The organism is Actinoplanes sp. NPDC051513, assembly GCF_044454685.1.
GTDB lineage: Bacteria > Actinomycetota > Actinomycetes > Mycobacteriales > Micromonosporaceae > Actinoplanes.
The window spans coordinates 1-26307 of sequence record NZ_JBITDW010000026.1 but is presented as its reverse complement, the minus strand read 5'-3'; the positions used below and the strand labels follow the sequence as shown (position 1 = coordinate 26307).

Here is a 26307-nt window from a genome sequence, read left to right as displayed (position 1 = left end):
TGACCATCAGGAACACAATGGACACTCCATGACACCATGAGCGTCGATGAGCACGACGCCCTCCCCCGCCGAGCGGGCCCGCAACGGCATCCGATCCTGGGTTCGCGCCACCGGCGCCGGAGTGCGCCGCGCGACTCCGTACGCGATCCTCGCCTTTCTGTCCGCGTCGGCGGTCGCCCCGATCGCCGGCGCGGCCCTGGGCGCCCCGGCCGAGTACTCGGCCGCGCTGAACCAGCTCGGCGGCATGGGCAGCAACTACCTCGCCGACGCGCTCGCCACGACGGCCGCCCGCATGGATCCCCGCGAGCAGGACTGGCGGGACGCGGTCGCCGAGGAGCTGCTGTCCCGCCTGGAGGCCGGCGACACCGGGCTGCGGGACGAGCTGACCGCCCTGCTGCACGCGATCGGCGCGGTCGAGGCCACCCTGCTGGCCGCCGACGCGGAGAGCAGGCAACAGTTCGCCGCCGCCTTCGAGAGCCTCCAGGCCCTGGCCGTGGACACCCGGCGGGTGCTCGACGAGATCCGCCTCGGGCTCAACCGCCAGATCGAGGAGCAACGGCGCGACACGACCCGGGTGCTGGGCGCGCTGGCCGCCACGACGTCGCTGATCCGCTCGCTGCGCCCCGGCTCGACCGAGCCCTCTTCACCCGGGCGACATCTCGGAGATGTCGCTCCCTATCCCGGCCTCGCGTCCTTCGACATCGGCGACGCGCCCTTCTTCCACGGCCGCGAGCAGCTTGTCCGGCAGCTGCTGGGCCGCCTCGACGAACACCTGCTCGGCGGCCCGCCCCTGGTCGTCGTGGGCGCGTCCGGGGCCGGGAAGTCCTCGCTGCTCAAGGCCGGCCTGCTCCCCCTGGTCGCCGACGACGGACTCGGCGAGGGCAGCGGCGCCTGGCCCTGGCTGATCATGACGCCCGGCGCGACCCCGCTCGCGACCCTGCGCGCCGGCCTGCCGCCCGAGGGCCGCCGGATCATCCTGGTCGACCAGTTCGAGGAGCTGTTCACCCAGTGCCCCGACCCGGCCGAGCGCGCCGCGTTCGTGGCGGCGCTCACCGCCGTACCCGAAACGCTGGTGGTCATCGCGGTTCGCGCCGATTTCTATCAGCAATGCACCGAGCTGCCGCCGATGGCCGCCCTGCTCGGCCCCGGCCAGGTCGTGGTCGGGCCGCTGAGCGACGACGAGCTGCGCCGGGCCATCGCCTCCCCCGCCCGCGACGCCGGACTCGCGGTCGAGCCCGGCCTGGTCGAGGTGCTGCTGCGCGACTACGAGCCGGGCGCGCTGCCGCTGCTCGCGCACGCGTTGCGCGCCACCTGGGAGCGGCGCGAGGGAGACACCCTGACGGTGGCGGGCTATCACGCGACCGGCGGGATCCGGCGGGCGGTCGCGGCGAGCGCCGAGCGGGTGTACGCGACGCTGGACGAACCCGGCCGCGAAGCGCTGCGCGCGGAGCTGCTCGGCCTCGTGACCGTTGTGGACGGCCTCGCGGTGCGCCGGCGGGCAATGCTCGCCGAGGTGACCATGCCGGTGCTGCGCCCGCTGATCGCCGAGCGCCTCGTGACGGCCGGCGACGACACGGTCGAGATCAGCCACGAGGCGCTGCTGGACGGCTGGCCCCGGCTCGCGGGCTGGCTCGCCGGCGCCCGCGAGGAGATCCTGCTGCGGCAGCGCCTCACGCAGGCGGCGCACGACTGGGCGGCCGCAGGCGAGGACCCGGACGCCCTGTTCCGGGGTTCCCGCCTGGCCGAGGCCCGGGAGTGGGCGTCCGGGCGAGCGGACCTGCCCGACCCGCAACGCCGCTTCCTGACCGCGTCCGCGGCGGCGGCCGAGGCCCGCCAGCTCGCCGAGCGGCGCACGACCCGGCGGCTGCGCCGGTTGGTGGCCAGGCTCGCGGTGGCGCTGCTGCTCGTGGTGGCGGGTGGGCTGGTCGCCCTCGACCAGGGCCGGCAGGCCCGCGCGAGCGGACGGCTGGCGACCTCGCGGCAACTGGCAGCCGAGTCGCGCAACGAGCACTGGCCCAAACCGCTGTCCGCGGTGGACAAGGCACTGCGGGCCTGGGAGATGTCGCCGACCCCGCAGGCCCGCAACGCGCTGATCTTCGCACAGCAGACGCAGATGATCGGCCGGCTCGGCGGCCGCACCGGAGCGGCGGACGTGGCGGTGAGCGGCGACGGCCGGTTCGTGGCGGTCGGCTACCTGGACGGCGAGATCCAGCTGTGGGACGCGGCGAAGCTCCAGCGGATCGGTCCGGCCATGCTTCACCCCACCGAGCACGAAAGGGAGAACACGAACCTGCAGTGGCTCGCGTTCTCCCCGAATGGCAAGTACCTCGCCTCGGCCACGATCGAGAACCGGGGCGTTGCCCTGTGGGACGTCACGACCGGCACATTGCTGCGCCGGTTCGACGCGTTCGGCGCGGTCGCCTGGCTGCCCGACTCCTCGGCCCTGCTGTCCACCCGCTCCGGCGTCACGACGGCGATGATCGGCGAATGGAATCCGGCCACCGGGGCGCTGCGCAGGTCGATGCCCGTCCCGGTGCCGCCGGGACTCGGCCTGGCGGTCAGCGCCGACGGCGCCTATCTGGCCCTCGCCGGCCCGGCCGGCGGCGCGCTCCTGGACCGTGCCGGGGCGACCACGCTGGCCCGGATTCCGGACGCCGCCGGCGTGTCTTTCTCGGCCGACGACACGCTGTTCAGCGTCGGGCTGAAGGACGGCAGCCCGGCCGAGGCGCGGCATCCCTCGACCGGGTGGAAGGTGGAGTACCTCACCGCCCAGAGCGGCGCGTTGCCGCAGCCCGCCACGCACCTGGCCGTCGACCCGGCCGGCGGCTGGCTCGCCACCGGCTCGAACGATCCGGTGATCCGGATCTGGGACCCGCGCACCGGCCGCCTCCGCACGACGATCCCGGCGGACGCCGACGAGGGTCCGCTCGGGCTCGCCTACGGGCCGGACGGCTCGCTCGCGGCCGCCTTCAACGACGGCCAGGTGCTGGTCTACGACAGCCGGCAACGCCTGCGCCGCACCCTGCGGGTCGGCGCCGGCCTCTTTCCGGGAAGCCTGGCTTTCTCCGCCGACGGCGCCATGCTGGCGGTCGCCACCAATCCGCTTGCCGCCGCCACCAAGCGGAACGACAAGGTCCAGGACGGCGACGAGCCCGATGTGATCGTGTGGGACACCCGCACGTACGCGAAGGTCGCGGAGCTGAGGCTGCCCGGCCACCTCTCCATGCAGCCCGCCTTCACGCCGGACGGGAAATACCTGCTGGTCACCTCCAACCGCAGCGATGCCGAGAAGCGCCAGCAGAACGGCGCAATCTGGCGCTTCCGGACGCCCGGCCTCACCCTCGTCGATTCGCGGGAGATGCCGTCGCACCCACTCAATGAGATGGCCGTCGACCCCGGCTCGACCACCGTCGCGGTCACGGTCGATCGGACGGCCCGGCTGTTCACCGTGGACGGTCTCGCCCCGCTGCGGGACGTCGGCACGCAGACGGCGCCGACCACCCGGGTCGTCTGGTCGCCCGACGGCCGCCTGATCGCGACCGCCACCGACACCACCGACGGGCTGATCCTGCTCTGGGACGCCGCAACCGGGGAGCAGGTGGCCGAGGTGCGCGGCAACAGCAACAACTGGGGGCAGATCCGCTTCACCGCCGACAGCCGCACGCTGATCGCCGGGCTCAACGATTGGACGGTCGGGATCTGGCGGCTCGACCCCGATGACGCCGTGCGGCGGCTCTGCGCGATGGTCGCCCCGGCGGATCGGGCCGGCGGCAGGGAACCGCCGGCCCTCTGCCGCGATTAGCGCCGCAGGCCGCGGAAGGCGGTGACGAAGGTGCTCGACGGGGTGCCGATGCCGGTCACGGTGTCGTAGCCGGGCGTCACCTTCAGCGAGCCGTCGTCGCCGAGGGTGGTCAGGCACGGCTCGGACTCGGCCTCGCCCATGCAGTAGCGGACGCCCGCCATGATGGGCGGGTCCGCGGGGTCGACCGGGCGGATGTCGTGGAACGCGCCGGTGCGGGCCAGCCGGTACAGCGCCGGGTTGACGAAGCCGAGGGCGTGGCCGGTGGCCTGTTTCGCGTCGGCCTGCAGCGCGGCGAGGATCGGCGACGAGCCGCTCGTGCCGCCGCCGGAAGGGTGCTCGCCGTACACCGGCGGGCCCGGGTCGGGGCCGGTGTCGAAGGGACCCGTCCCGCGCTCGGCCGCCCCGGCGGAATAGTCCGGCGCGGTATAGCCGACCAGCCAGTACGTGCCCGCGTCGGCGGCCACGTCGGGGACGACCCGGCTGCCGCCGGCGAGCCGGTCGGGCACCACGCCCCGCTGGTAGGCGGGCTCGGCCAGCTTGGCGCTCAGCCCGCCGCCGGCGCCCATGTCCAGCGTGCCGGGAAGCGCGGACGTGTACCCGTCCGGTCCGATGCCCGCGACGGTGTCGCCCCAGCCCCACTCGGCGAGCCGCCGGCCGTCGCGGCCGAGCGCCAGGCTGGTGCCGCCGACACCGGTCGCCCACGGGTCGGAGGTGGGGAACGGCACCTCGCCCTTCCCGGTCTCGTTGCCGTAGTCACCGGAGGCGAAGTTCATCCCGATGCCCTCGATCGCGCCCTGCTGGAGCATCAGTTCCCACCCGGCGATCAGCGCCGGCGAGACACCGTCCTCCATCAGCGGCCAGGAATCGGTGACCACGTCGGCCAGGTGGTCGTCGACGATCCGGTAGTACGCGTCGAGCTGCGAGTAGCCGTCGTACTTGCAGCCGTCGCTGACGAACACCATCTTGGCGTCCGGGGCGATGATGTGGATGGTCTCGACGTCGAGCGCCTCCTCGGGGTTGTCGCCGTCGGGCCACTCGCTGCAGTCGAAGTCGGCCGGGAGGTTCTCCGAGTACTGGCCCGGGGCGAAGCCGGCTACCCCGTGGGCGGCGAAGAACCGGTTCGCGTCGGCCTCCATGGTGGGCGAGCGTCCATCGAGGACGACCGCGACGGTGGCGCCCTTGCCGGTGTACGGGCTGCCGGTCACGCCGTACGCCTGCCTCATCTGCTGCGGGGTGTAGCCGCACACCTGCGTGGGTGCGGTCGGGTGCCCGTACGCGTCGGGGATTTCGACTTTGTGTTCGGCCCACCAATGCGAGCAGGGGTAGGTATCGGCGGCGGCCTTCCTCGGCGCCGCCGCCTTCTTGGGACCGTTGTCGATCCAGGTGGTCAGGCCGTCGACCGAGACGATGTCCCGCCCGAACGACGCGGGCACCGAGACGTCGCCGCCGGGCGCCACCGTGCTCGACCAGTCGCCCTCGTAGACCCGGAACGTCGCGCCGAACGCCGCGCCCGCCTCGGCCACGGTCGCGTCGGCCGCCAGGTAGTGGGCGTTGCTCGCGGTCACGGTCATGCCCTGGCCGGTGAGCCAGTCCCGGGCCTTGGCGATCTGCGCGTCGGTGGCGGCGAACCGCTGCCGATAACGCGCCGGGGACAGATAGCGCGCGTACGCGGGGGTGCCCGGGGTGGCCGCGGCCATCGCCGCCCGCGCGAGACCGGCCGGGTCCTGACCGGCCAGGAAGACGCGCAGGTGCAGTTCGGTGTTCGGGTCGGCGGCCGGCCCGGCCTCGCCGAGCTGCCCGGCGATCGGCGACGGAAGCACGACCCGACCCTGCGGCGGGGCGGCGATCGCCGCCCCGCCCGGCACGATGAGCACCCCGCCCGCGAGGGCGACGGCCGCGGCGTGCCACGGATGTAGTGGTTTCATACCTCCATAGATGATCGGCGGCCGCCGATTCGTTGCTACGCGTTGGGGTCGAACGGAATTCCGGCCGGTTCGGAGACGCCGAGCAGGTACTCGAACGAGCCGTCCTTGATCTTGATGGTGGCCGAGCCGAAGTCGGCGGCCATCAGCTTGTCGCGCAGCTCGACGGCCGGCCAGCCGTTCCAGTCGACCAGGGGCGGGTAGCGCCAGTTGTGGTAGTGGTTCTCCGGCGGCTCGTCGTTCGTGTTGGCCAGCCGGAAGAAGTGGGTCGACGCGCCGTCCTTGTGGTAGACGACCTTCGGGTGGCTGCCGTCGAAGCGGACCTGCGAGCGGGCGTACGTGACCTGGGAGCTGTGCTGGGTGGTGGTGACGTAGTCGACCTGGTTGGACGACTGGTTGACCCACGAGATGACGTGTTCCCAGTCGTGCCGGTGGCCGCCGAGACCGCTGCCGGCCACGGCTTGATCCTTCTCGAAATAGCTGGCGTACACGATCGCGCACCAGCCGTTGTTGCACTTCGAGCGGGCGTACGTCTGGGAGTTGTCGAGGTCCCACTGGTCGCGGCAGCTGCCGTTGACGGCGCCGGTGGTCTTCAGACCGCCGTTGAGGGTGCCGTCGGGACCGATCGCGGGGACGGCGTAACAGCCGTCGGTGTCGTAGTCGTAGGCCGGGGAGAACGACTGTTCGTACCCGCCGGCGTTCTGCGGGAGGTTGTGGGGAGGGTCGGCGAAGGCGGGTGTGGCGGGGACCACAATGAGGAGCCCGGCGATTGCCGACGCAACAAAGATCCGGGCGGTGGGACGGGTACGGCGCATGAGTCGGTGACCCTTCGTCGCATTTCGCCGTGATTGGCGATGGTTCCGAGATCGTGACCGGTCGAATCGAGCCGAGTCAATAAGATCCCGTTCCGGAACTAGAGGATCACAACCGGTCACAACGGTTCCGTTGCGTACCAACGGCCGATTGACTATCGCAACGTGAAGATATATCTGTTTCTCTGCGATGTCGGCGCCCGGCAGCGCTCGTTCGTGTGTCTTTCGTGGTTCGGAGGAGTCTGACGCATGCCGGGACAGCCCGCACGCCCCAACGGCAAGGTGCCCGCCTTCAACGGCAAGAAACGCAAGGCGCCTTTCTGGGCTAAAGCGGTCACCACGCTCGGCGCGTTCCTGGCGGTGCTCAGCGTCAGCGGCATCGTGGGCGTCAACTACTTCATGGGCCAGCTCACCCACGACATCCAGACCACCTCGAGCGTCCTCGACGGCGAGAGCGGCAGCAGCGTCACCGCCAAGGGCAAGCTGCCCGACGGCGCGATGAACCTGCTGATGCTCGGCCTCGACACCCGGCAGGGCTGGGAGGAGAAGGGCGAGACGTCCCGCTCCGACACCATGATGATCCTGCACATCACGGCGGCGCACGACCAGGCGTACATGATCTCGATCCCCCGCGACATGGACGTGCACATCCCGGCCGACAGCACGCTCGGCACGAGCGCCCAGATCGGGAAGATCAATGGCGCGTACGCGATCGGGTCGGAGAACAAACGCGGCTGGACCGGCGGCGCGAAGCTGGCCACCAAGACCGTCCACGAGCTGACCGGCATCGACTTCGACGGGGTCGTGGTCATCGACTTCGACGGCTTCAAGGGCATGCTCGAGGCCATGGGCGGCGTGTACATGTGCGTCGACAAGGACGTCTGGTCGAGCCACTACATCATCGTGAACGGCAAGGTTCAGTACGCCGTCGGCGCCGACCCGCAGACCGCGCCCCGGAACGCGCTCTGGTTCAAGAAGGGCTGCCGGAACATGCAGCCGTGGGAGGCGCTCGAGTTCTCCCGCATCCGGCACTCCGCCAACGGCGACTACGACCGGCAGCGCCACCAGCAGCAACTGTTGCGCGCCATGGCCAAGAAGGCGACCAGCGCCGGCATCATCACCAACCCGACCAAGGTGGCGAACATCCTGAAGGCGGCCGGCTCGTCGCTCAAGATGGACACCCACGGCGTCGAGGTCTCCGACTTCATCTTCGGCCTCAAGGGCCTGGCCGCCGCCGACCTCATCCCGATCAAGACGAACAACGGCACGTACGCGAAGTCCGAGCTCGGCAACGGCGAGGGCATCGCCCAGGTCACCAAGGACCTGTTCAAGGCCACCGCCGACGACCAGCTCCGCGACTTCCTGGGCCAGCACCCCGAGATGCTCATCAGCGACGGCTCGGCCGGGTAGGGCCTGTCCTGTCGCTCCCGCGTGAGGGACAGGACAGGCCCTAACGCCAGACACCGTCGAGGCGGCCCGTCCAGCCGTTGAGGATCGGGGCGGGCTCGGCGCCGAGAACGTCCGCCAGCAGCGTCGCGTAGACGTCGCGGAAATCGGTCGTGTATTTCAGGTCGCCCTCGTCGAGGTCGGTCAGGCTGGGCGGCTCGCCGGAGAGGCCGCCCTTCACTCCCGCGCCGAGCAGGAACATCGACGAGGCCGTGCCGTGGTCGGTGCCGTCGGAGGCGTTCGCGGTGACGCGACGGCCGAACTCGGAGTAGACGGCGACGACCACGTTGCGGCCGGCGTCGGTGCGCGACATCCGGCCGGCGAAAGCGGACAGGGGCTTGTCGAGCTTGGTCAGCTGGGATTCCTGGGCCGCCTTCTCGTCGGCGTGCAGGTCGAAGCCGCCCAGCGACACCGAATAGACCCGGGTGGCGGCGCCGGCCTCGATGCACTTGGCCACCAGGGCCAGCTGAGCTTCCAGAGGCTGGGTGGCGCCGCCGGTGGCGGTCGCGGCCGGCTCGTCGTCGGAGTCGTCGGCCTCGGACGACGAGACGTCGGCCATCAGGTCCTGGATGCGGGTGAGGTCGGCGAAGCAGGTGGCTGCCCGGGCGCGTTCGGGGGGCTCGGCCGGGTCGGTGCGGCCGAGGGCGGTCAGCTGGTCCGCGGTCACGAACGCGGGGAGCTTGAGCTCGCCGCCGGGGACGGTGGCGCCGGCGCTGTGGGCGCCGGCCAGCAGCGGCGGGAGCACGGGCTCGAAGGAGACGGCCAGGCGCGGGTCGCCGCCGGACGCGTCGAGCCAGCGGCCCAGCCAGCCGGTGTTCTCGGGGTGGTCGGGGCGGGCGGTCTGCCAGATGTCCATCGAACGGAAGTGGCTGCGGTCAGGCTTGGGATAGCCGACGCCGCGGATCACGGCGAGACGACCCTTCCCGTACGCCTCGTGCAGGCCCTTCATCGCGGGATTGAGGCCGAACTCGTCGTCCAGGCGCAGGACCTGGCCGCCGTCGTAGGCGAGGGCGGGGCGGGCCTTGGCGTAGGCGGGATCCGCGTACGGTACGACGGTGTTGAGCCCGTCGTTGCCGCCGTAGAGGGTGACCAGCACCAGCGTGCGGGCCGAGGGGTCGCGGTCGCCGGCGGTGCGCAGGATGTCGGAGAGGGCGTAGACGCCACCGGCAGCCGCGGTCAGGGCGCCGCTCGCGATGAGAAACCGGCGGCGGGTGATCTTGTCCATCCCGGATGCCTCCTCAGTGGACGGTGTATTCGGGGGTGGCCAGGCCGATCGCGAGCAGCCGTCGTGGATCCTTGGCGGCGGGGGTGAGCACGGCGGCGGTGCGGCCGGTCCAGGCGTCGACCGCCAGGAGCCGGGCCAGGGCGTCCAGCCGATCCGCCGTCGCTGCCTCGGCGAGGTCTTCCAGAACCGCCGGGGCCAGCGCCGCGAGGGCCTGGCCGGTGCGCAGGCGGGCCTGGGCCGCCGCCGTGGTGAGCCAGGCCTCCCCCGCCGGCCAGCCACCCACGCTCGGCGGGCGGAACGGGACCTGGCCGAGCGCGCGCAGGCCGGCCAGGATCTGCTTGCGGCCCTTCGCGGGGTCGACGCCGAGCTGGCGCACCGCGCCGACGACCCACTCGACGGGCTGCTTCACGAGGTGGCCGGCGGTCTGCGGGAACGCCGGGTCGAGGGCCAGGGCGCGCAGCATCGCTGTGACGTCATTGCCGGCGGCGGACAGAGCGGCGGAGAGGGCGGCGGGCGCCGGCTGCGAGGTGGAGCCGTAGCGCAGCCAGACCCGGCCGGCCAGGAACGGTACGTGCGCGGGGTGGCGCACGAGCAGGTCGGCGAAGCCGTCCACGTCGAACGGGCCGGCCCGGCCGAGCAGGGTGACCGGCGCGGTGGCGTGCCGCTTGGCGTCGAGGCGGCTCGTGCCCGTCGTGCGGTCGACGACCCAGCCGGTGAGCACCCGGGCGGCGGCCTTCACATCGTCCTCGGTGTAGTGGCCGACGCCGAGCGTGAACAGCTCCATGACCTCGCGGGCCAGGTTCTCGTTCGGGGCCTTGCGGGTGTTCTTCTGCCCGTCGAGCCAGAGGATCAGCGCCGGGTCGCGGAGCATGGCGCGCACGAGCGGGCCGGTGGTGCCCACCCCGTACCGCCGGAGGGTCTTCTGTTGTTCGAGCATGAGTCCCGCCGAGCGCACCTTCTGCACGCTCGTCGCCCAATGCCCGTGCCAGAAGAAGGTCAGCTTCTCGGCCGCGCTGCCGCCATGGGCGGCCATCTGGCCGGCCCACCACGCGAGAGCCTCGGTGGCCTGCTGCGTGGCGGCCTGGCGGGCCTTCTGCCGTTCCTCACGGGACGCGCCCTTGGCGAGCGATCGCACCGGGTCCGGGCCCAGCGCCGGGAAAGCGACCGCGGCGGGCGCGAACAACCGGTCCACGGTCGCCGGCAGCCCGTCCCGCAGGGCCGCGTCGACCTCGGCCGCGGTCGGCCCGAACGTCAGCCGCCGCAGAATGTGCGCCACCACGTGCCGGTCCGTCATGCGGCAAACGCTAGGCCCGCTGTGTAAGCGTCAGGTAAGGGTCAGGTCAGCGAAGCGTCCGGGAAGGACACCTGCACCCGCAGGCCGTCGTGGCCGGTGGAGTGGGCCGCGATCGTCCCCTCGTGGGCGCGGACGATCGAGCGGGCGATCGACAGCCCCAGCCCCGCGCCGCCGCTGTGGTCGATGCGGGTGCCGGCGAGGCGGTGGAACGGCTCGAACAGCCCGGTCACCTCCTCGGGCGGCACGTCGTCGCCGGTGTTGACGACGACCAGGGCCGGGTTGCCGCCGACCGTCACGTCGATGGTCCCGCCCGGGCGGTTGTACTTGATCGCGTTCTGCACGAGGTTGGTGACCAGGCGCTCCAGCAGCACCCGCTCGCCGGTCACCACCCTCGTCTGCAGCTCGCTGGTCATGGTGAGGCCGGCCTCGACGGCACGCGACGCGTGCGCGTCGAGCACCTGCTGGGTGACCTCGTCGAGCCGCACGGGAGCGTGGGACACCAGGCCGCGGTCGCTCTCGGCCAGCACGAGCAGGCCCTCGATCAGGCGCTCGTTGCGCTGGTTGGTCTCCAGCAGCTGCGCGGCGAGCAGCTCGATCTGGTCGGGCTTGAGATCGCGGGCCATGCCCACCTCGATCAGCGTGCGCTGCACGGCGAGCGGGGTACGCAGCTCGTGCGAGGCGTCCGCGGCGAACCGGCGCTGCGCGTCGTAGCCCACGGCGATCCGGTCCATCATGTCGTCGATGGTGCGGCCGAGCGCGGCGAGCTCGCCGCGGCCCTGGCCGGGCCGCAGTCGGTGGCCGAGGTTCTGCGGGCCGACGTCGGCGATCATCGGGATCAGGTCGCGCAGTGGTTGCAGACACCAGCGAATCGCGGCGAGGCACGCCGCCAGCAAGGCAACGAGCACGAGTACGCGGGCCGCGAGCGGGACGATGCTGGGATGCCGGAACAGCTGGGCGCAGAAGTAGGAGGTGTTACCGTCCGGGACGCCGCGACATGGTGACGGGACGAAGTCGAACCACAGGTGGAGCAGTTCGTCGGCGACGCGCGGCACGAACAGGGCAGCGACCAGCACGACGGCGCAGACCAGCAGCATCCGCCGGGCCGGTGAGCGGTTCGTCACTTCGTCACGTGCCCAGCCGGTACCCGAACCGGGGCACGGTGTGGATCACCGGCGGGTCGCCCAGCTTCCGGCGCAGCGTCATGATCGTGACCCGGACCGAGTTGGTGAACGGGTCGGCGTGCTCGTCCCACGCCTGCTCGAGCAGGTCTTCGGCGCTGACCACCTGGCCGGCGGCGCGCAGCAGCACCTCGAGGACGGCGAACTCCTTCGGCGACAGCGAGAGGACCAGGCCGTCGCGGGCCGCGGTGTGCCGGGTGGTGTCCAGGGTCACGCCGTCGTGTTCGAGGACCGGCGGCAGGGCCGGTGCCGACCGCCGGGACAGCGCCAGCAGGCGGGCGACCAGCTCGGCGAACGCGAACGGCTTGGTCAGGTAGTCGTCGGCGCCGAGGCCGAGGCCCTCGACGCGGTCGCGGATGCCGGCGGCGGCGGTGAGCAGCAGCACCCGGGTGTTCGCGCCGGAGTCGACGATGCGGCGGCACACCTCGTCGCCGGTGTGGCCGGGCATGTCGCGGTCGAGGACGGCCACGTCGTACCGGTTGAGGTCGAGGCGTTCCAGGGCGCTGTCCCCGTCGTACACGACGTCGACCGCCATCGCCCGCTGCCGCAACCCCTCGGCCACGGTGTCGGCGAGCATCCGCTCGTCGTCGGCCAGCAGCACCCGCACGTGCACGTCCTCCACTCGTCGCCGGATGCGCCAGGCTCGCACAGCGGGGATAAAGGTTTCGTAAACGCTCCGCTGACGCCCGCCCGACGGCCTCGGCCGCAGCATCAGTCACCGTGTCACGAAACTACCTCGCCATCGCGCTGACAGCCGCCGCATTGATCGTTGTGCCCGCGCAACCCGCGGCGGCGATCGCCCACGGCGACCACGTCCCGGCCGGCAAGTACGGGTTCGCCACCAAGCTGACCATGACCGGCATCCCGACGACCGACGGCGGCACCCGCGACAGCTGGTGCTCCGGCGCGCTCATCGCGCCACGCTGGGTGATCACCGCCGGGCACTGCTTCCGCGACGCCGCGGGCAAGCGGGTCAGCCGTACCGTGGCCCACCGCACGACCGCGACCCTGAAGGGCCGGGAGGCCGAGGTCATCGCGGCGTACCAGGCGCCGGACAACGACGACGTGGCGCTGGCCGAGCTCGACGCACCCATCACCGGCGTGGCGCCGATCCGGCTCGGCGCCACGCCGCCGAGGGTCGGCGACGTGCTGCGGCTGACCGGGTACGGCCTGACGACGGGCGACGAGTCGGCCGGGTCACCCGGACTGCGGACCGGGCTGTTCGTCGTGGGACAGGTGCGCGACTCGCTGCTCGACGTCTCGGGCCGCCGCCCGCGCCGCGACACCAGCGCGTGCCTGCACGACTCGGGCGGGCCGTACTTCTCGGAGGCGAAGGACGGGACGGCGACCCTGCGGGCGGTGGTCAGCACCGGGCCCGGTTGCCCGCACCCCGGGGCCGACTTCGCCGCCCGCACCGACCAGCTCGGCAGCTGGATCGCGTACACCACCAGTCAGGAGAGCGCCGGTTCGCGATACACGCCGATCCTGGTTGGGGTGGGCCTGGTCATCGCGCTGGCCGTCGTGACGGCGTTGGCGCTCACACTCCGGCGCGGAGGGCGACGAGCAGGAGCACGACGTTTCTAGACACTTCTTGGGGTGGGGGTCTGTTTGAGCGGGCTTTGGCTGTGCTGGCCGAGCCGGGCCGGTGTCGGAAGCAGCAGCCACGGATGACCGCGACGGGCGGCACTCGTCACCGTCGGCCGCCCTCGATCAACTGCCAGCACATGGACGGATCTGCCGGGCGCTGGCGGGCCGCGCGGGTCTCCGCTGTGGTCGGCGCCGATTTCGCCCCGGCCCGTCCCACGCCGATGCGATCGGTATTCGCCATCGTCGGTGGAGCCTCTTGAATGGTGTTTTCCATTGCGGAAGAATGACGCGGAACAGCGCTGACGGAATGGTAGGCTCGGCGGCCGAAATATGGTCGCGCCGCGGGTCGGGTGGTGTGTGGTTCTGGTCGGTGGAGGCCAGCTGCTCGCCCGCGGCCGGGCATGGCCTGCTCGGTGGGTGCGGCCTGCTCGGTGGGTGCGGGCTGCGTGACCCGCCCGACCGCGGCGGGCACCGCCGGGGTGGGCCGCGCGATCTGGTTGCCCACCGGGTGCACCACCCGCTGCGCTGATGAGCCGAGGCCCTGGCCGGTGCGGGCGGGAGCGGTCGGCCCCACCGGCGCCACGGGCCGCCCAGGTGTGCCGGCGCGGCCCGACCAGAGCCGCCGCTCGGCCGCCGTCAAGGGTGAACCGTCGTCACCGCCGTGCAGTCGGCGCAGCTTACGAGCGTGCCGCTCGACAAGCCCCCACGCGCGCTGCCGGGCATGCACACGGCGGAACTCTTCACGCGCCGGCGAATAACGGCGCGACCGGGTCGGATCACGCATTTCCGCCAGCTGGGACCTGGTGAAGAACTCCATCTGCCGCACCCCAGAATTATCCCACCTCAAAGAATCCGACGGTAAGCCCGGAACCGTTTTGGATCATGCCATTCTCGCCCCGGAATAGCCGCCGCCAACAATGGTGATATCCGGCCCTGCTCCCGAAATGCTGGACAGCCCAAGCCGCGACGGCCGCTGCTGCCGCGACCAGGCAGGCACCGGGCGATGGCATCCCCGGCCCGACCACCATCACGCCGTAACCGGCCGCACCTGAAGCCATCGCACCCCGACCGGACGCCACGGCGCAGGCGCGCGTATTGGTGAGCAGAGCGTGGTGGGCGAAGCCGATGTGAGCTCCTACCCAACGGACCATCGCGGCGTGGTCTCCACGACGGCTACCGCGCGGTCGCCGAGTCGCGGACGTTCACCGTCTCGTAAAGGCCGCGGTCTGCTGGAGGCCGCGGTCGATGAAGGAGATCAGCCACTCGAAGCTCTCGTCGACGCTCGTGTCCATCTCGAAGCCGCCGGCCGACTCGATCACCGCGAAGCCGTGGAACAGGCTGCGCAGCAGGCGCAGCGCGTGCACGGTGTCGGCCGGGTCGAGGGGGTAGCCGGTCAGGACCGCCGCCAGGGAGTCGAGCACCCGCGCGCCCGCCACGGCGACCGGGTCGTCGGGCGAGCCGGCGTCGAGGCGGATGGTGGCCGCGTAGCGCCCGGGGTGCTCGATCACGAAGGCCCGGATCGTGCGGGCCGCGGCCGCGAGCGCGTCGCGGCCGGAGCGGCCCTGCAGCGCGTCCCGCAGCGCGTCGCCCAGCTCGGTGAGTGCCAGCACGGCGATCCGGCGGTTGAGGTCGGCCTGGCTGCTGACGTGCTTGTACAGCGACGGCGCGCGCACCCCGAGCCGCTCGGCCAGCAGGCCCATCGTGACGTTGGCCGGCCCGACCTCGTCGGCGAGCCCGGCGGCGCACGCGACCACGGCCGCCGGGTCGAGTCCGGCCCTAGGCACGGGCGTACGCCTTGAGGAACGGCAGCAGCAGCGCCACGGTCTCGTCGGGGAACTGGGTGTGCGGGTAGTGGCCCGCGCCCTCGATCATCTCGACCTTGCCGATCCCGGCCGGCATCGCCGCCACGATCGCCTCGCCCTCGGCGCGCGGGTCGGCCCAGTCGGGGTCGAGCGAGCCCTCGACGATCAGCGCCGGGCACCGGACGTTGCCGAGCTGCTCCCCCGCGTCGGCCGGAGCGGACTGGCCCATGCGCTGCATCGCCTTCATCCGGCCCGGCTCGCCGAGCATGGTCGCCATGGCCCGCAGCTGCTCGGCCCAATCGGCCGGCCTGCGCCCCGGGACGGCGACGTCGAGATATTTGTGCCACCACTTCACGCTGCCCAGGATGCCGGTCAGCACCAGCCGCGTCATGCCGGTGCGGTAGCGCTTCACCCGCAGGTCGCCCAGGCGGATCGCCTGCTTGCGGGTGAACGGCGCCAGCTCGACGGCGCCCTCGACCAGCTCGGGCGCCTGGGCGGCGGCGATGGTGACCGCGCCGCCCGAGATCGAGTGCCCGACCAGCACGGCCGGGCCACCGAGGTGCCGCACCAGGGCGATCAGGTCGCCCGCGATGTCGGTGCGGGTGTACGACGGCCAGACCGCGCTCGACTCGCCGGCGCCGCGCAGGTCGGCCGCGGCGACGCGATAGCCGGCCGCGACCAGTTGGGGGACGACGAAGCGGTAGGACGCGCGGCTGTCGCCCATGCCGTGCGCGAGGACCACCAGCGGCCCGGCGCCGCTGATCTCGTACGCGATCGTGCCGCCGTCGACGGTGAGGAACTCGGTCATCTCTGCCTCCATGGCTAATGTCGTTAGCTAAAAGCTAATGCCGTTAGCCAAGTTCGTCAAGCCCCGTAGTTGTAGGACCCGCCGGTGCCGGGGACCTTGGTGGGCAGACCCCGCCGGGCCCGCTCGCCGCGCAGCGTGACGTCGACGATGTCCCACGCCGTGCCCAGCACCAGGATCGCGATGACGCCTGCCGACAGCCAGCCCTTGACGTCGTCGCCCGAGCCGAGGTCGGCGAACTGCTGGAACTCCGGGTTGAAGAAGCGGTCGGTGGCCAGCAGCCACACCACCGGGACCGTCGACAGCAGCGACAGGACCGCGTTGACGACCGAGACCGTGCGGTTCCACGTGCCGAGGCGCCAGACCCAGACCGTGCAGGCGCCACGCAGGGCGAACGCGACGATCAGGAACGGCCACCAGAACGACCAGTTCGCCGGGTCGAGCACCGGGACGTCGGTGAGCGCGAACTGCTGCAGGATCAGGGCGGCGATCAGCAGGACCGGCCACGCGACGCCGGCCGCGAGCTGGGCGGTGGTCATGCCGCCGGGCTGGTAGCGGGGCAGATCCTTCGGCGACCAGGTGATGCGGAGGCTCGCCTTGCCGGCGCCGGTGCGCTCGACGATGAAGAAGAGCAGCGTCGTCCAGAAGACCATCTGGATGCCCACGTTGAGGATCGTGGTGACGGCGGTGCCGATGACCTTGCCGATGGCGGGGTCGTCGATGACCTGGATGACCACGACCACCGCGACCACGATCGGCAGCACCGCAGACAACAACGTGAGGGTCAGCTTGCGCCACGGCGTGTAGAGCGCCGGCCCGATCAGGTAATTCGGACGGTCGGCGTAGCTGTCGGCCAGCCGGTCGGGGTCGCCGAGCTCGATCAGCGTGGCCTCGACGGCGGCGTCGCGCGACTCGCCGGAATCGACCTTGGCGTCCACCGCGTCGTCGATGGAGGCGCGCAGCTCGCGGTCGATGTCGGCCCGCTGCTGCTCGGGAACGCGGCGAAGAGCGGTGTAGACGTAGCGGTCGACGAGACTGGTCATTTCCTGTTCCCCCTGGTCGGATCGAGATCGGTGATCGCCTTGTCGAGGCGCGCCCATTCCTCGCGCAGCGCGATGGCGATGGCGTCGCCCTGCGTGGTGGTGCGGTAGAACTTGCGCGGCCGCGCCTCATCGGTGTTCCACTCGCTGGTCAGCAGCCCCTGCGCCTCGAGCCGGCGCAGCAGCGGATAGAGCGTGTTGGCCTCCACCTCGAAGCCGGCCGCGCTCAACGTCTCGAGCAGCGAATAGCCGTAGCCCGGCTCTCGCAGCACGGTCAGGCTCGCCACGACAACCGTGCCGCGCCGCAACTCTTGGAGGTGGCCCGAGAGCGTCGCATCCATTGTCATGCTCAGCACGATACTGTGTCTCACACACTATGACAACCCAATACAGCAATGCGCCGCGCCCGCCGTTGCTTGCGCTACGGCGGCGCGGCTCGCGCTTTGCGTCGTTTTGGTCGGGTACGGGCGGCAGCCTGAACTACGAGGCGCAAGCTACGCGGGCAGCCCGTCCAGCCGCGCCAGGATCTGCAGCATGACCTCGTCGGCGCCGGCCCCGATCGAGGTCAGGCGCACATCGCGCAGCATCCGCGCGGTCCACGTCTCCTCGAGATACCCGGCGCCGCCGTGGAACTGCAGGCACCAGTCGGCGACCTCCCGGATAAGCCGACCGGCCTTGAGCTTGGCGACCGTGGCCATCCGGGTGATGTCCTCGCCGGCCATCAGCGCCTCGCAGGCCTGCAGGTTGTGGCTGCGCAGCAGGTCGACCTCGGCCTGGAGCTCGGTGAGCCGGAACGCCACGTACTGCCTCTCGGCGAGCGGCCGCCCGAAGACCGAGCGCTCGCGTACGAACGAACGGGTGCGGTCGAGGGCGTACTGGCACTGGCCGGCGGTCGTGTACGCGGCGAACATGCGCTCGGTGACGAACTGGCGCATCTGCTGCTGGAAGCCCCGGCCGACCGCGCCGATCGTGTTGGCGACCGGCACGCGGACCTCGTCGAGAACCAGCTCGGCCGTGTCGGAGCAGCGGTTGCCGAGCTTCTCGAAGGTGCGCGCCACCTGCACATCGGTGGTGGGCACCACGATCTGCGACATGCCGCGGTAGCCGCCCTCGTCGGAGGTGCGGGCGAGCAGGCACAGCCAGTCGGCCTGGGCGCCGTTGGTGATGAACACCTTCCGGCCGGTGATCACCCAATCGTCGCCGTCGCGCACCGCCCGCGTGCGCAGGCGGGAGACGTCGGAGCCGGTGTCGGGCTCGGTCACGGCGATCGCGGTGACGGCGGTGCCGGCGATCGCGGGCCTGAGGTAGCGCTCCTTGAGCTCGGCGGCGCCGAAGTCGTGCAGCGACGGGGTGGCCATCATGGCCTGGACGCCGAGGGCCATGCCGACGCCGGCGGCGTGCATGCGGCCGTACTCCTCGGCGGCGACCAGCTGGAAGCTCGGATCGGCCCCCTCGCCGCCGTATTCCGGGGAATACTCGAGGCCGAGCAGGCCGAGGGCCGCGGCCTTGGGGAACAGGTCGTGCAGCGGCGCGCGGCCGGCCGCCTCCCACGCGTCGACGTGCGGGTTGACCTCGGTGTCGACGAACCGGCGGACGCTGTCCCGGAAGGCGCTGTGGTCCTCGTTGAGCCGCATTACCGCACGGTAGCTTTCCGGGCCGCTCAAAAACAAGCGCGCTTGCTTGTTTTTGCCGCTTGTGCGAGCCTCGGCGGATGATCCGCATCGGCAACTGCTCCGGCTTCTACGGGGACCGGCTCTCCGCGATGCGGGAGATGCTGGAGGGCGGCGGCCTCGACGTGCTCACCGGCGACTACCTCGCCGAGCTGACCATGCTGATCCTGTCCCGCGACCTGCGGGAAGACCCGCAGGCCGGGTACGCCCGCACGTTCCTGACCCAGCTGCGCGACTGCCTGCGGCTCGCCCTCGACCGGCGCGTGCGGATCGTGACGAACGCGGGTGGGGTCAACCCGTCCGCCCTGGTCACCGCGATCCGGGAGGTCGCCGCCGAGCAGGGCCTCTCCCCCACGGTCGCGCTGGTGCGCGGCGACGCGCTCGAGCCGGGCTCGCATGCCTATCTGGGGGCCTTCGGGATAGCCCGCGCCATGTCGGCCGACATCGTCGTCACCGGGCGGGTCACCGATGCCTCGCTGGTCATCGGGCCGGCGATCGCGCGCTTCGGCTGGGATTTCTCGTCGTACGACCAGCTCGCCGGGGCGACCGTCGCCGGCCACGTCATCGAGTGCGGCACGCAGGCGACCGGTGGCAACTACCCCTTCTTCACCGAGGTGGGCGACATGCTGCGCCCGGGCTTCCCGATCGCCGAGATCTTCGAGGACGGCTCCAGCGTCATCACGAAACACCCCGGCAGCGGCGGCGCGGTCACCGTCGGCACGGTCACGGCCCAATTGGTGTACGAAGTGCAGGATGCGCGCTACGCCGGTCCGGACGTGACGACCCGCCTGGACAGCGTGACGCTGAGGCAGGAGGCGCCCGACCGGGTGGCGATCTCCGGCGTACGCGGTGAGCCGCCCCCGCCCGATCTGAAGGTCTCCCGGACCCGGATCGGCGGGTTCCGCAACGAGATGACGGTCGTGCTCACCGGCCTGGACGTCGAAGCGAAGGCCAGCCTGTTCCAACGGCAGTTCGAGGCGGCGCTGACGCGGCGGCCGGCCTCGCTGACGTGGACCCTGGCCCGGCTGGACGTCGCCGATGCACCCACCCAGCAGCAGGCGTCGGCGCTGCTCACGGCCGTCGCCCGCGACCCCGACCGGCGCAACGCCGACCGCGCGTTCAGCAACGCCGTCGTCGAGGTGGCGCTCGGGTCCTACCCGGGGTTCTTCGCCACCACGCCGCCGGGTGGGGCACATCCGTACGGCGTCTTCACCGCCGGATACGTCCCGCAGGACGTGCCAGTGCACGAGGTCGTGCTGCCGGACGGCACGGTCGAGCGGATCCCCCCTCCGCCGGCCTTTCGCGATCTTGAGCCGCTGTGGGGGCGTCCGCAAGCCTCCCCCACCCGTTCTTGGGTGGGGCCCACTGAACCACGCGGGTACGACAACTTCGCGGAGTTGTCCACAGCGCCCACCCAAAGGCTGCCCCTCGGCACGATCGCGGGGGCGCGCTCCGGCGACAAAGGCGGCGACGCCAATGTCGGCATCTGGGTGCGCAGCGCCGCGGCGTACCCCTGGCTCGAGAATTTGATCTCTGAGGAGAACGTGCGGGAACTGCTCCCGGAGACCGCCTCGTTGCCCCTGCGCATCACCCGCCTGCCGAACATCAACGCGGTGAACGTCGTGATCGAAGGGCTGCTCGGCGAGGGCGCCGCCTACAACGCCCGGTTCGATCCGCAGGCCAAGGGTCTTGCCGAGTGGCTGCGCTCGCGGCACGTCGACATTCCGGTCTCGCTTCTTCAGGAGGTGCCGTGACCGTCCTGCGGTCCACACTCGACACGTCCACGGCCGGCGCCCGAGCGGCCCGGGAGGCCATGCTCGCGGCGCTGGCGGAGATCGGCGCGGAGACGGCGAAGGCCGTGGCGGGCGGCGGGGAGCAAGCCGTCGCCCGGCATCATGCCCGCGGGAAGATGACCGCCCGGGAGCGGATCGAGCTGCTGCTCGACCTGGACTCGCCGTTCCTCGAGCTGGCGGCGCTGGCGGGGTACGGCTCGCAGTTCGCCGTGGGCGGCAGCGTGGTCGCCGGGATCGGGCTGGTCAGCGGGGTGGAGTGCCTGTTGATCGCGAACGACCCGACGGTGAAGGGCGGCGCGAGCAACCCGTGGTCGCTGCGCAAGACGCTGCGGATGCACGAGATCGCGCTGGCCAACCGGCTGCCGCTGATCGCGCTGGTCGAGTCGGGCGGGGCGGACCTGCCCACGCAGAAGGACGTGTTCATCCCGGGCGGGGCGGTGTTCCGCGATCTGACCCGGCTGTCGGCGGCGGGGATCCCGACGATCGCGCTGGTGTTCGGGAACTCGACGGCCGGCGGGGCCTACCTGCCGGGGATGAGCGACCACGTCGTGATGATCGAGAAGCGGTCGAAGGTGTTCCTGGCGGGGCCGCCGCTGGTCAAGGCGGCGACCGGGGAGGAGTCGGACGACGAGTCGCTCGGGGGCGCCGGGATGCACGCCCGCGTGTCCGGGCTGGCCGATCACTACGCCGTCGACGAGCGCGACGCGATCCGGATCGGGCGGCGAATCGTGGCGCGGCTCAACTGGGAGAAGTCGGGCAGTTCACCCGGCGCGACCAAGCCGCCGCGATTTTCCGGAGGCGAGCTGCTCGACATCGTGCCACCCGGCCTGAAGACCGCCTTCGACCCCCGCGAGATCATCGCGAGGATCGTCGACGACAGCGACTTCGACGAGGTCAAGCCCCTCTACGGCACCTCGCTGGTCACCGGCTGGGCCCGGCTGCACGGCTACCCGATCGGCATCCTCGCCAACGCCAACGGCGTCCTGTTCAGCGCGGAGGCCCAGAAGGCCGCCCAGTTCATCCAGCTCGCCAACCGGTCACGCACCCCGCTGCTGTTCCTGCACAACACCACCGGCTACATGGTCGGCCGGGAGTACGAGCAGGGCGGCATCATCAAGCACGGCGCCATGATGATCAACGCGGTGTCCAACTCGGCGGTCCCGCACATCTCGGTGCTGATCGGCAACTCGTACGGCGCCGGCCACTACGGCATGTGCGGCCGCGCCTACGACCCCCGGTTTGTGTTCTCCTGGCCCAGCGCCCGCTCGGCCGTGATGGGCGCCCAGCAGCTCGCCGACGTCACCTACCTGGTCTCCAAGGCGTCGGCGCTGTCCCGCGGCCGGCCCTTCGACGAGGACGGCGCGCAGGTCGTCCGCCAGATGATCGAGCAGCAGATCACGGCCGAGGCGATGCCGATGGTGCTCTCCGGCATGGTCTACGACGACGGCATCATCGACCCGCGCGACACCCGCGACGTGCTCGGCGTCGCGCTCTCCGCCATCCACTCGGCGCCGATCCAGGGCGCCGAGTCCTACGGCGTCTTCCGGATGTGAGGGAGGTGAGGAAGATGATCACTAGTGTCCTGGTCGCCAACCGCGGCGAGATCGCCCGCCGGATCTTCGCGACGTGCGGCCGCCGCGGCCTGGCAACGGTCGCCGTGTTCTCCGATGCCGACGCGGATGCCCCGCACGTGCGGGAGGCGGACAGCGCGGTTCGGTTGCCCGGTTTGTCGGCGGCGGACACCTACCTGCGCGCCGACCTGATCATCGACGCCGCACTGAAGGCCGGCGCGGACGCCGTCCACCCGGGATATGGCTTCTTATCGGAAAATGCTGCTTTCGCCAGAGCGGTCAGGGACGCCGGCCTCACGTGGATCGGTCCCACGCCCGAGGCCATCGAGGTCATGGGCTCCAAAATCGAGTCGAAGCGCCGCATGGCCGTCGCCGGCGTGCCCGTGCTCGACCGGCTGGACGTCGCGACCATCACAGCCGGCGACCTCCCGGTCCTGGTCAAGGCGTCGGCCGGGGGCGGCGGCCGCGGCATGCGCATCGTCCGGGCGCTCGGCGACCTGCCCGAGGCGGTGGCCTCGGCCGCCCGCGAGGCCGCCGGGGCGTTCGGCGACCCGACCGTGTTCTGCGAGCGCTACCTCGAGAACGGCCACCACGTCGAGGTGCAGATCATGGCCGACGAGCACGGCACGATCTGGGCTCTCGGCGAGCGCGAGTGCTCGCTGCAGCGCCGCCACCAGAAGGTCATCGAGGAGGCGCCCTCGCCGCTGGTCGAGCGGATCGGCGGCGACCTGCGCGCCCGGCTGCTCAAGGCCGGCCGGGACGCCGCGGCCGCCGTCGGCTACCGCGGCGCCGGCACCGTCGAGTTCCTCGCCGACGAGTCCGGCGACTTCTGGTTCCTCGAGATGAACACCCGGCTGCAGGTCGAGCACCCGGTGACCGAGTGCGTCACGGGCGTCGACCTGGTCGGTCTCCAGCTCGACGTCGCGGCCGGGCGCAGGCTGAGCGGTCCGGAGCCGGCCGTCAACGGGTACGCCGTGGAGGCGCGCCTGTACGCCGAAGATCCCGCCGCGGACTGGCGGCCGCAGACGGGAACCCTGGTCACATTCGACATTCCGGCCGCCGACGGCATCCGGCTCGACTCCGGCGTCACGAGCGGCAGCGTCGTGAGCACCCACTACGACGCCATGCTCGCCAAGGTGATCTCGCACGGGGACGACCGGGAAACCGTGGCCCGGCGGCTGGCGGCGACCCTGCGCCGCGCGCGCATCCACGGCGTCACCACCAACCGCGACCTGCTCGTGGCCAGCCTGCTCCACCCTGCTTTCCTGGACGGCACGGCGAGCACCGGCTTCTACACCGACAACCCGCCGGCAGGTCTGGTGCGCGGGCACGGCCCGGATCCGCGGGTCGCCGCGCTGGTGGCGGCGCTCGCGGACGCCGCCACCAACAAGAGGAGCGGCTTTCGCAACATCCCCGTCGGCTACCGCAGCCGCTCGTTCCGGCACGGCGACGACGAGCTCGAGGTGCGCTACCGGTTCGGCCGCGACGGCCTCGAGGTCGACGGCATGGCGGTCTCGCTGATCTCGGCCGGCGCCGGCCGCGTGGTGCTCGACGTCGACGGGGTGCAACGTGCCTGGTCCGTGGGCCGTTTCGGGGACGGCGACGACGTGTGGCTCGTGGTGGACGGCCCGCAGGGCTCGGTGGCGCTGCGCCGGGTGCCGCGCTTCCCCGACCCCGCCACGCAGATCCCGTCCGGCGCGCTGGTCGCGCCGATGCCGGGCACGGTGGTGCGGGTCGGCGCCCAGGAGGGCGAGCCGGTCGCGGCCGGGCAGCCGCTGGTCTGGCTGGAGGCGATGAAGATGGAACATGCCGTCCACGCCCCCGCCGACGGCCTGCTCACCTCGCTGCCGGTCGTCGTCGGCCAGCAGGTCACCCAGGGCACGCCCCTGGCGGTCGTGGCGCCCGCGGAACCGAGCGTCGTGGCGCCCGCATGACCGAGCTCGCCGGCACCAAACAGGACCGCAGCCGCGCCACCCGCCGCCGTCTGCTGGAGACCACGATCCGCTGCCTGGCCACGCACGGCTGGGAGGTCTCGACCGTCGGCTTCATCGCCGGCGAGGCCGGCATCAGCCGGGGAGCGGTTCAACACCATTTCCGTACGCGGGAAGCGCTCATTCTCGCGGCGCTGGAGCACATGTTCGAGGAGCGGGCCGCCCTGCTCGACGCCCTGCCCGAGCCTCACCAGGAGGGTGCCGAGCGGGTCCACGCCGTGGTCAGCGGCCTCGTGGAGGCCATCATCGGCGGCGACCTGTTCCGCGCCGCGCTGCAGGTCTGGACCGTCGCGGCCGCCGATCCCGCTCTGCGCCTCGCCGTGCTCCCCCTCGAGAGGCGCTTCGCCCGCGGCGTCCACCGGCGGGCGGTACGGCTGCTGGGCGCCGACGACGCCGACCCGTCCGTACGCGCCCTGATCCAGGCGACGCTCGACATGGCCCGCGGTCTCGCGCTGGCCGACGTGCTCACCGACGACTCCCGGCGGCGGGCCCGCGTGGTGCGCGCGTGGTCGAGCCAGCTGGCATGCGCGCTGTCCCCGTCCTGATTGACAGCATCGACGCGCACGCATAGGTTCGGCCCTTCCTCGACGGGGGTGACGATGCTTCTCGACGTAGCGCGCCGGAGCGCTGCCGCTGCCCTGCTGCTGTTGGCCGTCGCGGCGTGCGACGGCGGCAGCCCGTCAACGCCCGCGCCGACCGCGGCCCCGCCCGTCTCCACCAGCGCCGAGCCGTCGGCGGCGTCCTCGGAGGCGCCACCCTCGGCCGCGACCTCCGCGCCCAGCATCGGCTCGACGGGCGGCACGAGCCCGGCCACGACCCCGCGCCCCGCCGCCTCCGCCGAGGGCGTCCAGCTGGTCAAGACCGGCGGCATCGCGGGCGTCAGCGAGACCACCGAGGTCAAGCCCGACGGCACCTGGCGTCGCAGCGGTTCCGGCAAGGGCACCACCGCCGGCAGCGGCAAGCTCACCGACGACCAGATGGCCCAGCTCCAGAAGCTCATCGCCGATCCGAAGCTGGCGACCGAGGGCAAGCGCGCCACCGGGCAGGGCCGGTGCAGCGACGCGTTCGAGTACCTGCTCGTCGTCAGGTACCAGCTGATCCACTACACCGCGTGCGGCCAGGCCGGCAAGCCCGAGATCACCCTGAAGATCATCGAACTGCTCCAAAGTGCGACAAAAGGGCGCTAGTGATCACGCCCACCGGGCGGGCACACAGGTGAGGTGCGTACGATGTTGCGCTGCACCACCGAGACGACGGAAACCCGAGGAGCACGATGCCGCTCACTCCAGCTGACATCCACAACGTGGCCTTCAAGAAGCCACCGATCGGTAAGCGTGGATACGACGAGGAAGAGGTCGACGCCTTCCTCGACGAGGTCGAGCAGGAGCTCATCCGCCTGCTCGAGGAGAACGGCGCCCTGCGGGACCGGATGGATCGCGGCGGCGGCGGTCCCGCCCCCGCGAGCGCGGCCTCGACGATGGTGATGAGCTCCGAGCTCGCCGAGCTGTCCGCGCAGCTCGAGCGCCTCGAGGAAGCCCGCGCCCGCGCCGAGCAGAACGCGCGCGGCATGCAGGCCCAGCTCGAGCGGGCCCGCGCGGCCACGCCGTCCGGCTCGTTCGCCCAGGTGGGTGACGACGAGCGGAACTCCCGGGTGCTGATGATGGCGCAGCGCACGGCCGACGAGCACATGCGCGACGCCCAGCGGGAGACCGAGTCGCTGATCAGCAGCGCGCAGTCGAAGGCCGAGCAGATCACCAGCGAGGCCCAGCTGAAGGCCGCGACGATCGACACCGACGCCCGGCGCAACCACACCGAGGCGATGAGCCAGATCGGGGCCAAGCGAGCCGCGCTGCTCGACGAGATCGAGCGGCTGGGCCAGCTCGCGCAGAGCTACCACCAGGCGCTGAGCAACCACGTCAACCAGCAGCTGCAGGAGCTCAACAGCGCACCCGAGGCGCAAGCCTGACTTTCGCGTACGACGAAGGCCGCCCCTCACCAAAAGGGGCGGCCTTCGTCGTACGAAAGTATTGATTCCTTAAGCGCGGAAACGCACCAAAACCGCAATTCAAAAGATCGACAATTACCACTGTTGACATTGCCGGAGAGCAAATTGTAGCGTCAACTCCGCGCTCTTGGTTTCGCCTATGTTACTGGCCGGTTATCCCGTTGGGCCTCGGGCGGAACGTTCCTCTCCCCGCCTCGGGGTGCTGACTCCCCCTCCCCGTGGTCGCCCTCATTTGCATGCTGCCCTGCCACGCGTTGGGCGTGGCGCCGCTGAGAGAGGCGAGGCACGATGCACAAGATATTTCTGGGCCGCACGGCGGTTCGGTTCGGCGCGGTGCTGTTGATGGCGGGTGGTGTGGGCTTGG

21 protein-coding genes are annotated in these 26307 nt (G+C 71.7%); 9 read left to right on the top strand and 12 right to left on the bottom strand.

Features of this window, described 5'->3' with window-relative positions; translation table 11 throughout:
* Nucleotides 1–46 precede the first annotated feature (46 nt).
* Complete coding sequence (locus ACIA5D_RS42885; RefSeq protein ID WP_396036399.1) at nt 47–3802, top strand: hypothetical protein; 3756 nt, start codon at nt 47–49, stop codon at nt 3800–3802.
* Here ACIA5D_RS42885 and ACIA5D_RS42880 read toward each other — a convergent pair.
* Nucleotides 3799–5727, bottom strand: coding sequence for a protease pro-enzyme activation domain-containing protein (locus ACIA5D_RS42880; RefSeq protein ID WP_396036398.1), 1929 nt, complete (start codon nt 5725–5727; stop codon nt 3799–3801). The two genes, ACIA5D_RS42885 and ACIA5D_RS42880, sit on opposite strands and share 4 nt — an antisense overlap.
* Nucleotides 5728–5762: 35 nt before the next feature.
* Nucleotides 5763–6539, bottom strand: coding sequence for an NPP1 family protein (locus ACIA5D_RS42875; protein ID WP_396036397.1), 777 nt, complete (start codon nt 6537–6539; stop codon nt 5763–5765).
* Between the two features lie 246 nt (nt 6540–6785).
* Between ACIA5D_RS42875 and ACIA5D_RS42870 the strand changes: the two genes are divergently transcribed.
* Complete coding sequence (locus ACIA5D_RS42870) at nt 6786–7946, top strand: LCP family protein (RefSeq protein WP_396036396.1); 1161 nt, start codon at nt 6786–6788, stop codon at nt 7944–7946.
* A 40-nt stretch (nt 7947–7986) separates the two neighbouring features.
* Here the strand turns inward: ACIA5D_RS42870 and ACIA5D_RS42865 are convergent, their stop codons facing one another.
* The 4 genes from ACIA5D_RS42865 to ACIA5D_RS42850 are packed head-to-tail and all read right to left on the bottom strand — an operon-like array spanning nt 7987 to nt 12286.
* Complete coding sequence (locus ACIA5D_RS42865) at nt 7987–9207, bottom strand: DUF1501 domain-containing protein (RefSeq protein WP_396036395.1); 1221 nt, start codon at nt 9205–9207, stop codon at nt 7987–7989.
* A 13-nt stretch (nt 9208–9220) separates the two neighbouring features.
* Nucleotides 9221–10501: a DUF1800 family protein gene (locus ACIA5D_RS42860; protein WP_396036394.1), complete on the bottom strand. Its 1281-nt coding sequence runs from the start codon at nt 10499–10501 to the stop codon at nt 9221–9223.
* Between the two features lie 41 nt (nt 10502–10542).
* Nucleotides 10543–11622, bottom strand: coding sequence for a sensor histidine kinase (locus ACIA5D_RS42855; protein WP_396036393.1), 1080 nt, complete (start codon nt 11620–11622; stop codon nt 10543–10545).
* 4 nt (nt 11623–11626) lie between these two features.
* Nucleotides 11627–12286, bottom strand: a complete 660-nt coding sequence (locus ACIA5D_RS42850; RefSeq protein WP_396036485.1) for a response regulator transcription factor — start codon at nt 12284–12286, stop codon at nt 11627–11629.
* Between the two features lie 113 nt (nt 12287–12399).
* Here ACIA5D_RS42850 and ACIA5D_RS42845 point away from each other — a divergent pair, with 113 nt between their 5' ends.
* On the top strand, nt 12400–13263 hold the full coding sequence (locus ACIA5D_RS42845; RefSeq protein WP_396036392.1) for a S1 family peptidase: 864 nt from the start codon (nt 12400–12402) through the stop codon (nt 13261–13263).
* Nucleotides 13264–13369: 106 nt separating this feature from the next.
* On the opposite strand, the gene ACIA5D_RS42840 is transcribed toward ACIA5D_RS42845, so the two are convergent.
* The 6 genes from ACIA5D_RS42840 to ACIA5D_RS42815 form a co-directional block, all read right to left on the bottom strand.
* Nucleotides 13370–14083 carry a hypothetical protein gene (locus ACIA5D_RS42840; protein WP_396036391.1) on the bottom strand — a complete coding sequence of 238 codons (714 nt, stop codon included), beginning with the start codon at nt 14081–14083 and terminating at the stop codon, nt 13370–13372.
* Between the two features lie 385 nt (nt 14084–14468).
* On the bottom strand, nt 14469–15050 hold the full coding sequence (locus ACIA5D_RS42835; protein WP_396036390.1) for a TetR/AcrR family transcriptional regulator: 582 nt from the start codon (nt 15048–15050) through the stop codon (nt 14469–14471).
* Nucleotides 15043–15876, bottom strand: a complete 834-nt coding sequence (locus ACIA5D_RS42830) for an alpha/beta fold hydrolase (RefSeq protein WP_396036389.1) — start codon at nt 15874–15876, stop codon at nt 15043–15045. The genes ACIA5D_RS42835 and ACIA5D_RS42830 overlap by 8 nt, the downstream gene beginning before the upstream one ends.
* Before the next feature lie 56 nt (nt 15877–15932).
* On the bottom strand, nt 15933–16916 hold the full coding sequence (locus ACIA5D_RS42825) for a permease prefix domain 1-containing protein (protein ID WP_396036388.1): 984 nt from the start codon (nt 16914–16916) through the stop codon (nt 15933–15935).
* Complete coding sequence (locus ACIA5D_RS42820; RefSeq protein WP_396036387.1) at nt 16913–17260, bottom strand: PadR family transcriptional regulator; 348 nt, start codon at nt 17258–17260, stop codon at nt 16913–16915. Before ACIA5D_RS42820 ends, ACIA5D_RS42825 begins: the two co-directional genes overlap by 4 nt.
* A gap of 147 nt (nt 17261–17407) precedes the next feature.
* On the bottom strand, nt 17408–18547 hold the full coding sequence (locus ACIA5D_RS42815) for an acyl-CoA dehydrogenase family protein (RefSeq protein WP_396036386.1): 1140 nt from the start codon (nt 18545–18547) through the stop codon (nt 17408–17410).
* 77 nt (nt 18548–18624) lie between these two features.
* On the opposite strand from ACIA5D_RS42815, the gene ACIA5D_RS42810 reads away from it, so the two are divergent.
* From ACIA5D_RS42810 to ACIA5D_RS42785, 6 genes are all read left to right on the top strand, one after another.
* Nucleotides 18625–20337 carry an acyclic terpene utilization AtuA family protein gene (locus tag ACIA5D_RS42810; protein WP_396036385.1) on the top strand — a complete coding sequence of 571 codons (1713 nt, stop codon included), beginning with the start codon at nt 18625–18627 and terminating at the stop codon, nt 20335–20337.
* The gene (locus ACIA5D_RS42805; protein ID WP_396036384.1) at nt 20334–21929 is read left to right on the top strand and encodes an acyl-CoA carboxylase subunit beta; all 1596 of its coding nucleotides are present in this window, start codon (nt 20334–20336) and stop codon (nt 21927–21929) included. The genes ACIA5D_RS42810 and ACIA5D_RS42805 overlap by 4 nt, the downstream gene beginning before the upstream one ends.
* A 14-nt stretch (nt 21930–21943) precedes the next feature.
* Nucleotides 21944–23881 (top strand): biotin carboxylase N-terminal domain-containing protein, encoded by a 1938-nt coding sequence (locus tag ACIA5D_RS42800; RefSeq protein WP_396036383.1) that lies wholly within the window; start codon nt 21944–21946, stop codon nt 23879–23881.
* A complete protein-coding gene (locus ACIA5D_RS42795) occupies nt 23878–24483 on the top strand; it encodes a TetR/AcrR family transcriptional regulator (protein WP_396036382.1) in 606 nt (201 codons plus the stop codon). Before ACIA5D_RS42800 ends, ACIA5D_RS42795 begins: the two co-directional genes overlap by 4 nt.
* Before the next feature lie 54 nt (nt 24484–24537).
* Entirely contained in the window at nt 24538–25125 is a 588-nt protein-coding gene (locus ACIA5D_RS42790) for a hypothetical protein (RefSeq protein ID WP_396036381.1), read from the top strand.
* 86 nt (nt 25126–25211) lie between these two features.
* On the top strand, nt 25212–25904 hold the full coding sequence (locus tag ACIA5D_RS42785) for a DivIVA domain-containing protein (RefSeq protein WP_396036380.1): 693 nt from the start codon (nt 25212–25214) through the stop codon (nt 25902–25904).
* Nucleotides 25905–26307: the final 403 nt, after the last annotated feature.

What these genes read in the sequence shown, in the direction of transcription:
- ACIA5D_RS42885 (WP_396036399.1), top strand. Translation starts at nt 47, where the DNA reads ATGAGCACGACGCCCTCCCCCGCCGAGCGGGCCCGCAACGGCATCCGA.
- ACIA5D_RS42880 (WP_396036398.1), bottom strand. Translation starts at nt 5,727, where the DNA reads ATGAAACCACTACATCCGTGGCACGCCGCGGCCGTCGCCCTCGCGGGC.
- ACIA5D_RS42875 (WP_396036397.1), bottom strand. Translation starts at nt 6,539, where the DNA reads ATGCGCCGTACCCGTCCCACCGCCCGGATCTTTGTTGCGTCGGCAATC.
- ACIA5D_RS42870 (WP_396036396.1), top strand. Translation starts at nt 6,786, where the DNA reads ATGCCGGGACAGCCCGCACGCCCCAACGGCAAGGTGCCCGCCTTCAAC.
- ACIA5D_RS42865 (WP_396036395.1), bottom strand. Translation starts at nt 9,207, where the DNA reads ATGGACAAGATCACCCGCCGCCGGTTTCTCATCGCGAGCGGCGCCCTG.
- ACIA5D_RS42860 (WP_396036394.1), bottom strand. Translation starts at nt 10,501, where the DNA reads ATGACGGACCGGCACGTGGTGGCGCACATTCTGCGGCGGCTGACGTTC.
- ACIA5D_RS42840 (WP_396036391.1), bottom strand. Translation starts at nt 14,083, where the DNA reads ATGGAGTTCTTCACCAGGTCCCAGCTGGCGGAAATGCGTGATCCGACC.
- ACIA5D_RS42830 (WP_396036389.1), bottom strand. Translation starts at nt 15,876, where the DNA reads ATGACCGAGTTCCTCACCGTCGACGGCGGCACGATCGCGTACGAGATC.
- ACIA5D_RS42825 (WP_396036388.1), bottom strand. Translation starts at nt 16,916, where the DNA reads ATGACCAGTCTCGTCGACCGCTACGTCTACACCGCTCTTCGCCGCGTT.
- ACIA5D_RS42820 (WP_396036387.1), bottom strand. Translation starts at nt 17,260, where the DNA reads ATGACAATGGATGCGACGCTCTCGGGCCACCTCCAAGAGTTGCGGCGC.
- ACIA5D_RS42815 (WP_396036386.1), bottom strand. Translation starts at nt 18,547, where the DNA reads ATGCGGCTCAACGAGGACCACAGCGCCTTCCGGGACAGCGTCCGCCGG.
- ACIA5D_RS42810 (WP_396036385.1), top strand. Translation starts at nt 18,625, where the DNA reads ATGATCCGCATCGGCAACTGCTCCGGCTTCTACGGGGACCGGCTCTCC.
- ACIA5D_RS42800 (WP_396036383.1), top strand. Translation starts at nt 21,944, where the DNA reads ATGATCACTAGTGTCCTGGTCGCCAACCGCGGCGAGATCGCCCGCCGG.
- ACIA5D_RS42795 (WP_396036382.1), top strand. Translation starts at nt 23,878, where the DNA reads ATGACCGAGCTCGCCGGCACCAAACAGGACCGCAGCCGCGCCACCCGC.
- ACIA5D_RS42790 (WP_396036381.1), top strand. Translation starts at nt 24,538, where the DNA reads ATGCTTCTCGACGTAGCGCGCCGGAGCGCTGCCGCTGCCCTGCTGCTG.
- ACIA5D_RS42785 (WP_396036380.1), top strand. Translation starts at nt 25,212, where the DNA reads ATGCCGCTCACTCCAGCTGACATCCACAACGTGGCCTTCAAGAAGCCA.